This is a genomic window from Bradyrhizobium sp. 17 (assembly GCF_023073515.1).
GTDB classification, from domain to species: domain Bacteria; phylum Pseudomonadota; class Alphaproteobacteria; order Rhizobiales; family Xanthobacteraceae; genus Bradyrhizobium; species Bradyrhizobium canariense_D.
Genome location: NZ_JADPJQ010000119.1, coordinates 269635 through 283317 on the forward strand (window position 1 = coordinate 269635; position 13683 = coordinate 283317).

Sequence of the window (13683 nt, forward strand, 5' to 3'; positions counted from 1 at the left end):
TGCCCCGAGCATGGACCATCTCGACCAGCTCGAGGCCCAGAGCATCTACATCTTCCGCGAAGCCTTCGGCCGCCTCAAGAAGATCGCCCTGCTGTGGTCGCTCGGCAAGGACTCCAATGTCATGATCTGGCTGGCGCGCAAGGCATTCTTCGGCCGTCTGCCGTTCCCGGCCCTCCATGTCGACACCGGCAAGAAGTTTCCGGAGATGTATCGCTTCCGCGATCACTACGGCAAGGAATGGGATCTCGATCTGCGCGTCGAGCCCTGCCCGCCGATTGATGCCGTCGACCCAACGCTGCCGCCCGCCGCCCGTTCCGCCGCGCGCAAGACCGAGGGCCTCAAGATGGCGCTCGCCAAATACGGTTTCGACGGTCTGATCGCCGGCATTCGCCGCGATGAGGAGGCGACGCGCGCCAAGGAGCGCGTGTTCTCGCCGCGCGGCTTGGAGGGTAATTGGGACGTGCGCGACCAGCCGCCGGAGTTCTGGGATCATTTCAATGCGTCGCCGCCGCAGGGCGCGCATTTGCGCATCCATCCGATCCTGCATTGGACCGAGTCCGATATCTGGGCCTACACCAAGCGCGAGAACATCCCGATCATCCCGCTGTATCTGTCGCAAAACGGCAAACGCTATCGCTCGCTGGGCGATCAGGACATCACCAATCCGGTCGCCTCAAACGCGTCGACTATCGACGAGATCCTGATCGAACTCGAGCAGACCAAGGTGCCGGAACGTTCCGGCCGCGCGCTCGACCACGAGACCGAGGACGCTTTCGAGCGCCTGCGCGTCGCCGGCTATCTCTGATCAAGGACGCGAGCGTCGTATGAACATGATCGTCACCCCCGCATCGCCCGCCACCCCGAACGGCACCACGCGTCCGCAGGTCCGCATCGTCATCGTCGGCCATGTCGACCACGGCAAGTCGACGCTGGTCGGCCGCCTGCTGCACGAGACCGGCAGCCTGCCCGACGGCAAGCTCGACATGCTCAAGGCCGTCAGCGCGCGGCGCGGCATGCCGTTCGAATGGTCGTTTCTGCTCGACGCGCTCCAGACCGAGCGCGACCAGGGCATCACCATCGACACCACGCAGATCCGCTTCCGCACCAATTCGCGCGACATCGTACTGATCGACGCGCCCGGCCACGCCGAATTCCTGCGCAACATGATCACCGGCGCCTCGCAGGCGGACGGCGCGGTGCTGATCATCGACGCGCTCGAAGGCGTGCGCGACCAGACGAGGCGGCACGGCTATCTCCTGCATCTGCTCGGCGTGAAGCAGGTCGCGGTCGTCGTCAACAAGATGGACCGCGTCGACTTCTCCGCAGCGCGCTTCAAGGAGATCAGCGACGAGATCTCGGCGCATCTGCAAGGCCTCGGTGTGAAGCCCACGGCCGTGATCCCGATTTCCGCCCGCGAGGGCGACGGCGTCGCTGAGCGCACCGACCGCATCGGCTGGTACAAGGGTCCGACCGTGGTCGAAGCGCTTGACCGGCTCGAGCCGGCCCGGCCGCTGGAAGCGCTGGCGCTGCGGCTGCCGGTGCAGGCGATCTACAAATTCGACGATCGCCGCATCGTGGCGGGCCGGATCGAATCCGGCAGCCTGGTTGCCGGCGACGAAATCGTGATCATGCCCGCCGGCAAGATCGCCAGAATCAAGACGGTCGAGAGCTGGCCGGTGACGCCGGTCGCAGGCCGCCAGGGTGCGGGCCGCTCGGTCGGCATCACGCTCGACCGCGAGCTGTTCCTCGAGCGCGGCGACATCATCGCGCATGCCAACAGCGCGCCGCGCGAGACACGACGGCTGCGCGCGCGGATCTTCTGGCTGCACGACAAGCCGCTGGCCAAGGGCGACCAGCTCCTGGTTCGCTGCGGACCGAAGGAAAGCCGTGCCACCGTCGTCGCCATCGAGAAGGCGGTCGATCCCGGTGAGCTGTCGAGCGTCGAGAACAAGGCAATCGGCCGCAACCATGTCGGCGAGATCGACATATCCCTTTCGAATCCGATTGCCACCGATCCCTACACGGAAAATCCGCGCACCGGCCGTCTCGTGATCGAGGTGTCCGGGCGCATCGCCGGCGGCGGTCTCGTGCTGTCGGTCGATGCCGGCCAGCGCGCCTTGCCCGTCGACATCGTGCCGGTGGAATCCGCGCTGCGGCCCGACGAACGCTCCGCGCGCTATCGTCACAACGGCGCCGTGGTCTGGCTCACCGGCCTCCCCGCCTCCGGCAAGTCGACTCTAGCCAAGGCGCTGGAGCGGCGGTTGTTCAGCAATGGCGGCTCACCGATCCTGCTCGACGGCGACACGCTGCGTGCCGGGCTCAACAGCGATCTCGGCTTCTCGGCCGCCGATCGCAGCGAGAACATCCGCCGCCTCGCCGAAGTCGCGACGCATCTCGCCCGTAACGGCCACATCGCCATTGTCGCCGCCGTCTCGCCCGCCCGCGAGGACCGCGCCACCGCGCGCCGCATCGCCGACACGTCGTTCCGCGAGATCTACGTCGCGACGCCGGCGGAAATTTGCGAGGAGCGCGACCCCAAGGGCCACTACAAGAAGGCCCGCGCCGGCACGCTCGCGTCGTTCACCGGTATCGGCACCGACTACGAGCGGCCCGAGGCCGCCGAGCTCGTGATCGACACCTCGACGCGGACGGTCGCCGAGGCGGCGGACGAGATCGAACAGATGCTCAAGACGACCGGCGTGCTGTTCGACGAACTCGTGGACCTCGCCGCGAATATTTGAAGCCGGGCTGCTGCTCCGCTGTCGTCGCCCGGCTTGACCGGGCGACCCAGCATTCCACCGACAGCAGTGATTCAGGCGAGAGGCCGCGGCGTACTGGATTTCCCCGCCTTCGCGGGGAATGACACCGTGCGTGGGCCGCCCACCTCGCCTTGACATTTTGACAACTTTTGGGGGCCTTCTCACGGCCCCGATTTTGGGGCTAATAAGACCCCGAAAGCCGCTCCTTGGAGCGCATTTTGCTGCTGTCGGGTCAAAAGCAGCCAAAAACAGCCATTTCCAACAAGAAAGCCCATCATGAAACGCGTCGACGCCCACGGACTGAAGATCGCTCCCGTCCTGTTCGATTTCATCGCCAAGGAAGCGGCCCCGAAGACGGGGATCGCGCCGGATGCGTTCTGGGCCGGGCTCGCCGCCATCATCAAGGAGCTGGGGCCGAAGAACCGCGCGCTGCTGGCGGTGCGCGACACGTTGCAGGCCAAGATCGACGACTGGCACCGGGCCAACAAGGGCAAGGCGTTCGACCTCAACGCCTATACCGCCTTCCTGAAGGAGATCGGCTATCTCCTCCCGGAGCCGGCGACGCAGAAGGTCGAGACCGCCAATGTGGACGAGGAGATCGGCAAGATCTGCGGCCCGCAGCTCGTCGTGCCGCTGACCAACGCACGCTATGCGCTGAACGCGGCGAATGCGCGCTGGGGCTCGCTCTATGACGCCTTCTACGGCACCGACGCGATCCCGCACGATCCATCCGAGAGCGGCAAGGGCTACAACAAGGCGCGCGGCGACAAGGTGATCGCCAAGGCAAAAGCGTTCCTCGATGCCGCCGTGCCGCTGGCGACCGGCAGTCACACCGACGTCACCGCCTATAGCGTGGTCGCGGGCCAGCTCGCGGTGAAGCTGAAGAGCGGCAACGCCACCGCCCTGAAGAACGCCGCGCAATTCGCAGGCTTCCAGGGCGACGCAGCCGCACCGAGCGCGGTACTGCTCGTCAACAACGGCCTGCACGTCGAGGTAAAAATCGACCGCACCAGCGCGATCGGCAAGGACGATCCGGGCGGCGTCGCGGACATGGTCATGGAGTCCGCCGTCTCCACGATTCTCGACATGGAAGACTCGGTCGCTGCCGTCGATGCCGAGGACAAGGTGCTGGTCTATCGCAACACGCTCGGCCTGATGAACGGCACGCTGTCGGCCGATTTCGAGAAGGGCGGCAAGACGCTGACGCGCTCGCTCAATGCCGACCGCAGCTACAAGATGCCTGACGGCAAAGGCGAAGTGAAATTGCACGGCCGCAGCCTGCTGCTGATGCGCAATTGCGGTCACCACATGTTCACCGACGCGGTGCTGGCCGACAAGGGCGAGGAGATTCCGGAAGGCTTGCTCGACGCCGCCGTCTCCGGGCTTCTTGCTGTCCATGATCTGAAAGGCAACTCCAAGGTCAAGAACAGCCGCACCGGCTCGGCCTATATCGTCAAGCCGAAGATGCACGGCCCCGACGAGGTGTCGCTGACCTGCGAGATCTTCGACCGCGTCGAGAAGATGCTGTCGCTGCCCGAGAACACGCTCAAGGTCGGCATCATGGACGAGGAGCGGCGCACCACCGTCAACCTCAAGGCCTGCATCCAGCGCGCCTCCAAGCGCATCATGTTCATCAACACCGGCTTCCTCGACCGCACCGGCGACGAGATCCACACCTCGATGGAGGCGGGTCCGATGATCCGCAAGAACGAGATGAAGGCGCAGCCCTGGATCAAGTCCTATGAGGACTGGAACGTCGATATGGGCCTGACCTGTGGCCTGCCCGGCCATGCCCAGATCGGCAAGGGCATGTGGGCCGCGCCGGACAAGATGGCGGACATGCTGGCGCAGAAGCTCGCCCATCCGCAGGCCGGTGCTATCACCGCCTGGGTGCCCTCGCCGACCGCCGCGACGCTGCACGCGCTGCACTACCACCAGGTCAACGTCACCGCGCGCCAGCAGGAGCTCGCCAAGGGCGGCCCACGGGCAAAGCTCGAAGACATCCTCACCATCCCCGTGTCGAAGTCGAACTGGGCGCCCGACGACGTCAAGCAGGAGATCGACAACAACTGCCAGGGCATTCTGGGCTATGTCGTGCGCTGGATCGACCAGGGCGTCGGCTGCTCGAAGGTGCCTGACATCCACGACGTCGGCCTGATGGAAGACCGTGCCACCTTGCGCATCTCCAGCCAGCACCTCGCCAACTGGCTGCACCAGGGCGTGATCACCGAGGCGCAGGTGATGGAATCGCTCAAGCGCATGGCGGTGGTCGTCGACAAGCAGAATGCGGGCGATCCCATCTACAAGCCGATGGCGCCCGCCTTCGACGGCACAGCCTTCAAGGCGGCCAGCGACCTCATCTTCAAGGGACGCGAGCAGCCGAACGGCTACACCGAATACATCCTCACCGCCCGCCGCCGCGAGGCCAAAGCCCTTGGCTGACAACGCCCTGGCTGACAAGGCGGCCTGCCGACCCGACTAGAACACCAAAAGCCCCGGCTCGCGCCGGGGCTTTTTCGTTGCGCTAGCTAAGCGCCCGGCTAAAACACTGCCAGATATTTCAGCAGCGAGACGATGCCGATGATGATGACGACGACGCGCGCGATCTGCTTGGCGCGGCCGTCCATCGGCAGCATGTTGATGAGGTAAAGTACGAGAATGACGACGAGAAAGGTGACGAGTACGCCGACCAGCATCGCTAGGACCCCCCTTTAGGCAAAATTGCTGACAGTCTCCTAACGCGCAGCTCGTGGCTTGGTTCCATCGACGCAACCCTTTGCAACTTCTAGTAAATACGTACTTCTACGATCAGCCGGCCTGCTGAAAACTTTACCCTTTTCCTTTCAGATGCGGAAACCGTTTGGGCCCTGAGCCGCAAACGGCATGCGATTGCCTTGTCTGACGGGCCCCTTTTTCTGCTGTTGCCGGGGCGCCTTTACGAACTTTGTATTGGGAATTGGGGGACTTCGATGCTGAATCGTCTGACCGTATCCGCGCTGCTGAAGGCGGTGATCGCGATCACGTCGATCTGCGTGGTGATCGCGCTCTCGCTCACCGCCTACGAGTCCTGGGATCGCCTGAAGACCGCCAACCGCATCTCGCAGATCGCCGACACGTCCGCCGATCTGTTCAAGGCGATGCACAATCTGCGCACCGACCGCTCGACCACGGTCCGCCTCCTGAATGCGACCGAGCCGATGGACGGCGAGATCGAGAAATATCTGCGCGCGCTGCGCGATGCCCAAATGCCCGCCATGGCGCGCGCGATCGAGCTGCTGCCGGCCATGGACTTTCCGCAATCAGGCACGCTGGTACCGGAGCTTGCGCGCCTCTACAAGCTGCTGATCGAGGAGCAGAAGCAGTTCTGGGAGGATGTAGCCAAGCCGAAGGACCAACGCCGCGCCGGTCTGCCCAAGGAATATATGGAGACAACGCAGGGCCTGCTCGACACGCTCGACAAGCTCTCGAACACGTTGGCCGCCACGGTCAATCACCTGGACGCCGCGATCGACCAGCTGCTGTCGATCAAGCAGAACGCCTGGCTGCTCCGCAACACCGCAGGCGAAGCATCGCTGATCGTCTCGACCGGGCTGGCCGCCGGCAAGATCACGACGGAGGGCCGCTACGCCTATACCCAACATGTCGGCGGCACGAGCGCGATGTGGAAGGCGCTGGAGCTGTCGACGTCCGGCATGCAGTTGCCGTCGGGGCTCGCCTCCGCGATGGCCTCCGCCAAGACCTCGTATTTCGAGCCGCAATATCTGGCCTTGCGCGACCGTCTCACGGACGCGCTGGTCAAGGGTGAGAAGCCCGAGATGACGGCGAACCAATGGAGCCCGCTCACGGTCGCCCGTATGGCGAGCGCCGTCACAGTGGCAGAAGGTGCGCTCGATGCTGCCAAGATCCACACGCAGGAGCAGCGCGGCGCCGCACAGCGCGCACTGATCGTGCAGCTTACGCTGCTGGCGCTCGCCGTGGGGCTTGCCGTCGGCGCGATCATGCTGGTCAGCCGCCGCGTCATCACTCCGCTCAACACCATCCGGGACGCCATGCTGAAGGTCGCCGGCGGCGACCTTGCCGTCGATAGCGGCTATCTCGACCGCAACGACGAGATCGGCGCGCTTGCCGGCGCGCTGGAGACCTTCAAGCAGCAGGCCAACGACAAGCTCACGATCGAGGCGCAGGAGCGCGAACGCAATGCGGGCGCCTCCGCGCGCCAGCGCGCGGTCGAGACCTATGTCGGCGAGTTCGAGGGCGCGGTGCGCAAAACGCTCGGCGAATTGAGCGAAGCCTCTGGCGAGATGCGCAAGACCTCGGGCGATCTCTCCGCGGTGTCGCGGCAGACCAACGACCGCGTGCAGATCGCCGGCAAGGCCTCCAATGACGCCTCCATGAGCGTCGACAGCGTCGCCGCCGCCGCCGAAGAGCTGAGCGCCTCGATCAACGACATCAGTCAGCAGGCCGCGCATGCCGCGGGCATCGCCAGCCGCGCCGTGACCCAGGCGCGCGAGACCGACGGCACGTGCAGGGACTTCAAAAGTCGGCCGGCCGCATCGGCGAGGTCGTCGGCCTGATCAACACCATTGCGCAGCAGACCAATTTGCTCGCGCTTAACGCCACGATCGAGGCGGCCCGCGCCGGCGAGGCCGGTCGCGGCTTTGCCGTGGTCGCCTCCGAGGTGAAGTCGCTGGCGAGCCAGACGGCGAAGGCGACCGAGAGATCTCCGAGCAGATCGCCGACATCCAGAAGGTCGCGGCCGACGCCATCAGCGCCATCCAGACCATCGGCGGCATCATCGGCGAAGTGAACGAGGTCGCGACCGCAATCGCCGCCGCCGTGCAGGAGCAGGGAGCGGCTACCCAAGAGATCACCCGCAGCACCCAGTTTGCGGCGCAGGGCACCAAGAACGTCTCGGACAACATCACCGGCGTCAAATCCGATGCAGACGCTGCTGCCGCTGCCGCCGACAACGTGAAACACGCCTCCGAGATGCTGGAGAGCCAGAGCCGCCAGCTCGGCCATGACGTCAGCGACTTCCTCGGCAAGATCCGGGCGGCATAGCCCACACTCTTGGTGTCGTCCTGGCGAATGCCAGGACGACGTTGAGGCCTATTCCTTCGCCACCACCGGCACCTGGCGGAATCTTGCGCGAACCGAGTCGGGCAGCGGCGAGAAATTCATCGCGACGCCGCGGCGGTCGTTGGCATTGCGGCTGGCGACCACCAGGCCGTCCGCGCCCGCGACGATGTCGCCCTTGCGCAAGGTGGGATCGTCGTCGACCTTGACCTGAGCGAGCCCGACCGGATCCTTGCCGTTGCAGGTACAGCCTGCGACAATCTCATTGCGATAGCGGAACGCGTTAGGCAGGTCGGAATAGGATTTCCCCTTATCCGTCGTCGCGTCGTCGATGTTGCCGCCATAGACCAGCGAGGTCTCCGAGGCCGGGCAGAAGCTCTTGCAGGATTGCGCCTTGCTCTCGGAATCGTTTCCCTGCGCCGGGAAATAACGTCCGTCGCAGCCGCGCACGCAATAGGCCGTGCCGCCACCGTAGGAGGCCCGCTGGCGCGGCGGGTCGTAGCGCGGCGTGTCATCGGTCTGGAAAGGCATGCGAATCTCGGGCGCCGGCCGTCCGCGGAAGCCGCCGAACAGCGCCGAGAAAAAGTCCTCCGCATGGGCGGATGGCGTCAGCGCGAGGCCGAAGGAGGCAATGGCGACGAACGCCGCCGCGCCCCCGGCGAGTTTGCCGATCGAACGTCTCTTCATGTGACCTCACTCGACCCTTAGTTCACGGCCGAATTCGAAATGTTCAGCGCCTGCCGGCCTGAGGGCAGCGCGGTCACGGCTGGGCGCTTGCGCACGGAATCACTGCCTTTCGCCATCAGCGGCGCGTTCTTCGGTAGCACGACCACCTTGGCGCCGACATTGACACGGCCGAACAGGTCGGTGACATCCTCATTGGTCATGCGGATGCAACCGGACGAAACGAACTTCCCGATCGTGGTGGGATCGTTGGTGCCATGGATGCGGTATTCGCTCGACCCGAGATACATCGCACGCGCGCCGAGCGGATTGCCGGGGCCACCAGCGACGAAGCGGGGCAGATAGGGTTGGCGCGCGATCATCTCAGCCGGCGGATGCCAGTCCGGCCACTCCGCCTTGCGGCTGACGCTCTGCACGCCCGACCAGGTGAAGCCCTCGCGGCCGACGCCGACGCCATAACGGATCGCGCGGCCCTGGCCGAGCACATAGTAAAGGTAAGTATTGTTGGTATCGATGACGATGGTGCCGGCCGGCTCGCTGCGGTCGAAGCTGACAATCTGCCTGCGCAGGCGATCTGGCAGCGCGGCATCCTCGTCGGGCGCTTGCGCGTTCTGACTTGCATAGCCTTGGTTCGCATAGCCCTGGTTCGCATAGCTTGGGCTCGCATAACCCTGCGAATAGCCCTGGTCCTGCGGGTAAGCCTGATCTTGCGGATAGGTGTAGCCCAGCGTCTGTGCGCTTGCGGCGCCGAACGGCACTGCCAGCAAAGCGGTTGCAAAGGCAAAAGCGGTGATGCGGCGCTGCGATAAGCGGCGTCGGACTGCAGAGAACTTCGTCATGTGCTGCCCCGTGTGGATGCCTGCATCAGGGTGATGCGCTGGTTTGTTCAACGCGGTCCAACCGCTACAAGTTCCGCGGCGGGATGCAGCAGCGACGTCAGAGTCAAGCGAGCGCTTCTTCGCGAAGCCGCGATGGAACCCGCAGGGCGCGAGGACGTTCTCCCCTGGTCATGGGCGCGAGGACTGAAGTCTCCGTGCCGGAGAGGTATTGTGCGCGTCCTTCCCAGTGAACGTATGACTCCCGGCAATGGCGAAGGCACTCCGCTTCCCGAGAGCCACGGCGAACTCCCGCCGGTGATCCGCCGCACCGAACTCGTCGCCTTCTCGCTCGCCGGACTGCTCCTCATCGCAATCGTCGCGGTGCTCTATGTCGGAAAGGCGTTCTTTTTGCCTGTCGTGATGGCGTTCGTCACCGGCACGATGCTCTCGCCGGCAGCGACCTTTCTGGAGTACCGGAAAGTGCCGCGCGGGCTTGCCGCCGTCTTGATCGTGTTCGCGGTGACCGCCGTGGTCGGCTTCATCGTCGCGCTGATCGCCTCGCCGGCGATGGAATGGAGCTCGCGCCTGCCCGAACTCGGCGCGCAGTTGAAAGACAAGGTCCACGTGTTCGACCGGCCGCTGGCGCTGTGGCGAGAGCTGCAGACGATGCTCGGCGGCTCGGAGGGATTGCCAAGCTTCCAGATGCCGAAATTCGAGTGGGTGCAGCCAACGATTGAATTCCTGTCACCGACCTTTACCGAATTCCTGCTGTTCTTCGTCACCCTGATCCTGTTCATCGCCAGCTGGCGCGACCTGCGACGGGCAATGATCATGACCTTCAGCGATCACGACGCACGGCTGCGCACGCTTCGCATCCTCAACGAGATCGAGGTCCATCTCGGCAACTACCTTTTGACTGTGACCCTGATCAACGTCGGCGTCGGCGTCGCCGCCGGAATCGTCTGCGCCCTCACCGGAATGCCCAATCCGGCTGGCCTCGGCGCGCTGGCGGCCACCCTCAATTTCATTCCGATCATCGGACCGGTGGCCATGTTCGCCATTCTGGTCGTGGTGGGGCTGGTCACCTTCCCGACCGTCAGCGGCGGCCTGATGGCGGCGCTCGCCTTTGGCGGCATCACCTTCCTGGAGGGACATTTCGTCACGCCGACCATCATCGGCCGGCGGCTGGCGCTCAATGCGCTCGCGGTGCTGCTGGCGCTGGCGTTCTGGACCTGGCTGTGGGGCCCGATGGGCGCGTTCCTGTCGTCGCCGCTGCTGATCGTCGCCCTGATCCTGAAGGAGCATCTGTTGCCTGAGGATTCGCCGCAGCTCCCGCAGGACTGACCGGTTTCCGTGAACGGAACTTACACCACGACGAAACGTTTCCCGGCTGTCTCAACCGTCAACAGCCCGGAGCCCCTGATGTCCACCACCAATGCCGAAGCCGGGATGAGAGACTGGACCGACAAAGCCACCAGAGAACGCCTCGAGAAGGATGTAGCAGCCGTGAAAAGCGATATCGCCGCCCTCACTGATCAGATCACCGACGCGCTCAATACTTTTGCCAACTCCTCCAGCAAGCAAGCCCGCCGCGGCTATAGCCAAGCGCGCGAAAACGTGGATTCCGCGATCGACGACATGTCGGAACGCGGCAGCGCGATGATGGGCGCGGCACAGGAGGCCTACGGCTCGATCGAGGAGACGCTGGAGGACGCGATCACGCAGCGGCCGCTCGCGACCGTCGGGCTTGCGCTCGGCATCGGCTTCCTGATCGGCGCGGTCTGGCGTCGCTGAGATCGCGAACGGGTATCGAGACGGTGGCGCAGCGGCGGCGCCGGTGCCGGCTTGTGGGGATCTGAGGAGCAAGACCATGTTTCAGCGCATCATCGACGGGATCAGCGCATCCACCGGCACCACTGTGCGGCTGACCTCGCTGGCAGCAGGCGCGGCGTTCGCACTCTTCATCACCACGTGCTTCCTGTGCGCGGCGGCATTCATTTCGGTGCTCAACAAATATGGTCCGGTGCAGGCCTGCCTCGCCGGTGCGGGCATTTTCTTTCTGCTGACCCTCACCGCGGCGGTGAGCTATTGGGTCTACAAACGGCAGCTGCGCAAGCAAGCTCATATCGCGGCCGAGCGCGCCACGAAATCGGCGGCCTCGAGCATGCTCGCGGACCCCATGCTGCTCGGCACCGGTCTCCAGATCGTTCGCGCCATCGGGATCAAGCGGCTGTTGCCGATCCTGGCGATCGGCGGCGTCGCCCTCGGACTCATGGCGAGCCGCGCCGGCGTACCCGACGAGGCCTCGGCTGAGCCTGCCGAGTAGCAGCTACCGGGTTAGAAAATTTCGTCACGGGTCCCGCGAACGCGCCTATCCAATCGGCACCGGCGGCCCCGCGCCAATTTCGCGCCGTTTGCCTGCGCCATCACGCAAACGCTACTCGGATAGGCAGGCGGTTGCCGCTAAAAGCAGCGCCCCTGATTCCAAAAGCCATTTTTTCGATGAAACCGTCCGTCCAGGCGAACCTCGCCGCATTTCAACACGACCCCCGGCTCTATTTGACGCTCGGTATCGCCAACTGGTCGGTTTTCGTCGACCACATCCCGAACAACGTCGTCAATTTGCTGACGCTGCGCAATTTCGGCTTCAGCGGCGCCGCAGACTTGTTCGTGTTCGTGGCCGGCTATGGCATGGCCATCATTCACGGCAAGATCGCCCTGGAGCGCGGCTACGTCGTCGCGGCGACGCGCATCTTCCAGCGCATGTGGCGGCTCTACGCCGCCTATGTCGTCCTGTTCGTGATCTACATCGACGCCATCGCCTATGTCGCCTCGCAATCGATGGCGCCCGAGATCATCAACGAATACAACATCTCGGGCATCATCGAGCATCCGCTGCGGATCCTGATACGCGGACTGGTGCTTCAGGAAGAGCCGCTGAACCTCGATCTTCTTCAGCTGATGATCCCGCTGATGGCCCTCCTTCCACTCGCGCTGTGGGGGCTGTTGCGGCGTCCGAACCTGACGCTGGCGGCGTCGGTCGCGCTGTACGTTGCGGCGCGCTGGTTCGGCTGGAATTTCCGGGTTTATCCGGACCAGGAGTGGACCTTCAACCCGTTCTGCTGGCAGATGCTGATGGTGCTGGGCGGCTGGTTTGCCGTGACCGGCACGTCGGGCCGCGCGCTGCATGGCCTGTCCTGGCTGCGCGTGCTCGCAGGCGCCTATCTCGTATTCGCGATGGCAATCACGCTGATGCGACACTCGCCGACGCTAGCGGCCTATTTGCCGGATATCGCGCTCAACACCATCACGCCGACCGACAAGGAAGACCTCGCCCCCTATCGCGTGGTCCACTTCCTCGCGCTCGCTTTCCTCGCGACATATTTCGTCCCGGCCGATCATCCCGGCCTGCGACTGAAGCCGCTTCAGGCGGTGATCAGATGCGGCGAGGAATGGCTCGCGGTGTTCTGCGTCGGCGTGTTCCTGTCGTTTGCCGGCCATCTCATCCTGATCACCGGCGCCAATTTGGTGGTGATGCAGATTGCCGTGAGCCTGGCCGGCTTCGCGGCGATGGCCGCGGTCGCATATTACATCGCCTGGTCGAAGCGGCAGGACCTGCCCGCGGCCTTGCGGCAACAGGCCTAACCCGGCACCTTCCGATTCCCCTAGGCCGGCCATTACGGCTGGGCTATGCGGAGCGGCAGCGGATTGCATGGGGAGGCCGGGCGTGGTGATGGCGAATGGCGGGGATGAGGGAGCCGACGGCGCGCCCCGGCGCGGCCGGCCAAGGTCGATCGAGACCACCAACGCCATTCTCCAAAGCGCCTATGCGCTGATGGCCACTACCGGCCTTGCCGCCACCACCATTGACGCGATCGCGCGCCACTCCAGCGTCTCCAAGATGACGATCTACAAATGGTGGCCGTCGCGCGAAGCCTTGCTGATCGACGCCTTTCTTCACCATGCCGCGCAGATGCTGCCGCTGCCGCATGCAAGCTCGGGCAGCCCCGCCGCGCGCGCACGCCGCCATGCCGCCGCCTATGCCGAAGCCCTCCAGGGCGAGTTCGGCAAGGTCCAGCTCGCCGTCATCTCCGAATGCATCTCCAAGACCGGCTCGGCGGAGCTGTTCTACGCCCGCTACCTGCAATTCCGCCGCGACGCGCTGATCGAGATGATCGCCGCGGGCCAGAACGACGGCAGCATTCTGGCGGAAGCACCGCCCCAGGATCTCTACGACGCGATCTATGGCAGCCTGTTCTACCGCTACGTCTTCGGCATCGCGCCGATCACGCCGGCCTACGCGCGGACCCTGGTTGACCTCGTGCTGCGGCCGAAGAGCTAGCCTC

11 protein-coding genes and 1 pseudogene are annotated in these 13683 nt (G+C 64.8%); 9 read left to right on the top strand and 3 right to left on the bottom strand.

Annotation, left to right across the window (positions count from 1 at the left end):
- The first annotated feature begins 10 nt into the window (after positions 1 to 10).
- The 3 genes from cysD (at position 11) to IVB13_RS28840 (ending at position 5201) form a co-directional block, all read left to right on the top strand.
- Positions 11 to 805, top strand: a complete 795-nt coding sequence (gene cysD, locus IVB13_RS28830; protein WP_026232781.1) for a sulfate adenylyltransferase subunit CysD — start codon at positions 11 to 13, stop codon at positions 803 to 805.
- 19 nt (positions 806 to 824) lie between these two features.
- Positions 825 to 2741 (top strand): adenylyl-sulfate kinase, encoded by a 1917-nt coding sequence (cysC, locus tag IVB13_RS28835; RefSeq protein ID WP_018454652.1) that lies wholly within the window; start codon positions 825 to 827, stop codon positions 2739 to 2741.
- A 294-nt stretch (positions 2742 to 3035) separates the two neighbouring features.
- Positions 3036 to 5201, top strand: a complete 2166-nt coding sequence (locus tag IVB13_RS28840) for a malate synthase G (protein WP_247491009.1) — start codon at positions 3036 to 3038, stop codon at positions 5199 to 5201.
- Between the two features lie 98 nt (positions 5202 to 5299).
- Here the strand turns inward: IVB13_RS28840 and IVB13_RS28845 are convergent, their stop codons facing one another.
- Entirely contained in the window at positions 5300 to 5455 is a 156-nt protein-coding gene (locus IVB13_RS28845; RefSeq protein WP_007599832.1) for a Thivi_2564 family membrane protein, read from the bottom strand.
- 273 nt (positions 5456 to 5728) lie between these two features.
- On the opposite strand from IVB13_RS28845, the pseudogene IVB13_RS40320 reads away from it, so the two are divergent.
- Positions 5729 to 7820, top strand: a pseudogene (locus tag IVB13_RS40320) (methyl-accepting chemotaxis protein).
- A 48-nt stretch (positions 7821 to 7868) separates the two neighbouring features.
- On the opposite strand, the gene IVB13_RS28865 reads toward IVB13_RS40320, so the two are convergent.
- Both IVB13_RS28865 and IVB13_RS28870 read right to left on the bottom strand, forming a co-directional pair.
- Positions 7869 to 8522 carry a DUF2865 domain-containing protein gene (locus IVB13_RS28865; protein WP_018454654.1) on the bottom strand — a complete coding sequence of 218 codons (654 nt, stop codon included), beginning with the start codon at positions 8520 to 8522 and terminating at the stop codon, positions 7869 to 7871.
- A gap of 17 nt (positions 8523 to 8539) precedes the next feature.
- A complete protein-coding gene (locus IVB13_RS28870; RefSeq protein ID WP_204513289.1) occupies positions 8540 to 9358 on the bottom strand; it encodes a L,D-transpeptidase in 819 nt (272 codons plus the stop codon).
- 210 nt (positions 9359 to 9568) lie between these two features.
- Between IVB13_RS28870 and IVB13_RS28875 the strand changes: the two genes are divergently transcribed.
- From IVB13_RS28875 to IVB13_RS28895, 5 genes are all read left to right on the top strand, one after another.
- On the top strand, positions 9569 to 10681 hold the full coding sequence (locus tag IVB13_RS28875; protein ID WP_026232782.1) for an AI-2E family transporter: 1113 nt from the start codon (positions 9569 to 9571) through the stop codon (positions 10679 to 10681).
- 78 nt (positions 10682 to 10759) lie between these two features.
- Complete coding sequence (locus IVB13_RS28880) at positions 10760 to 11131, top strand: DUF883 family protein (RefSeq protein ID WP_026232783.1); 372 nt, start codon at positions 10760 to 10762, stop codon at positions 11129 to 11131.
- Positions 11132 to 11207: 76 nt separating this feature from the next.
- Positions 11208 to 11663, top strand: a complete 456-nt coding sequence (locus tag IVB13_RS28885) for a hypothetical protein (RefSeq protein WP_247491013.1) — start codon at positions 11208 to 11210, stop codon at positions 11661 to 11663.
- Between the two features lie 176 nt (positions 11664 to 11839).
- Positions 11840 to 12982 carry an OpgC domain-containing protein gene (locus IVB13_RS28890; RefSeq protein WP_018454659.1) on the top strand — a complete coding sequence of 381 codons (1143 nt, stop codon included), beginning with the start codon at positions 11840 to 11842 and terminating at the stop codon, positions 12980 to 12982.
- Positions 12983 to 13049: 67 nt separating this feature from the next.
- Positions 13050 to 13679 (top strand): TetR/AcrR family transcriptional regulator, encoded by a 630-nt coding sequence (locus IVB13_RS28895; RefSeq protein ID WP_026232784.1) that lies wholly within the window; start codon positions 13050 to 13052, stop codon positions 13677 to 13679.
- Positions 13680 to 13683 lie beyond the last annotated feature (4 nt).

What these genes read in the sequence shown, in the direction of transcription:
- IVB13_RS28845 (WP_007599832.1), bottom strand. Translation starts at nt 5,455, where the DNA reads ATGCTGGTCGGCGTACTCGTCACCTTTCTCGTCGTCATTCTCGTACTT.
- IVB13_RS28880 (WP_026232783.1), top strand. Translation starts at nt 10,760, where the DNA reads ATGTCCACCACCAATGCCGAAGCCGGGATGAGAGACTGGACCGACAAA.
- IVB13_RS28870 (WP_204513289.1), bottom strand. Translation starts at nt 9,358, where the DNA reads ATGACGAAGTTCTCTGCAGTCCGACGCCGCTTATCGCAGCGCCGCATC.
- IVB13_RS28840 (WP_247491009.1), top strand. Translation starts at nt 3,036, where the DNA reads ATGAAACGCGTCGACGCCCACGGACTGAAGATCGCTCCCGTCCTGTTC.
- IVB13_RS28865 (WP_018454654.1), bottom strand. Translation starts at nt 8,522, where the DNA reads ATGAAGAGACGTTCGATCGGCAAACTCGCCGGGGGCGCGGCGGCGTTC.
- cysC (WP_018454652.1), top strand. Translation starts at nt 825, where the DNA reads ATGAACATGATCGTCACCCCCGCATCGCCCGCCACCCCGAACGGCACC.
- IVB13_RS28885 (WP_247491013.1), top strand. Translation starts at nt 11,208, where the DNA reads ATGTTTCAGCGCATCATCGACGGGATCAGCGCATCCACCGGCACCACT.
- IVB13_RS28895 (WP_026232784.1), top strand. Translation starts at nt 13,050, where the DNA reads ATGGGGAGGCCGGGCGTGGTGATGGCGAATGGCGGGGATGAGGGAGCC.
- cysD (WP_026232781.1), top strand. Translation starts at nt 11, where the DNA reads ATGGACCATCTCGACCAGCTCGAGGCCCAGAGCATCTACATCTTCCGC.
- IVB13_RS28890 (WP_018454659.1), top strand. Translation starts at nt 11,840, where the DNA reads ATGAAACCGTCCGTCCAGGCGAACCTCGCCGCATTTCAACACGACCCC.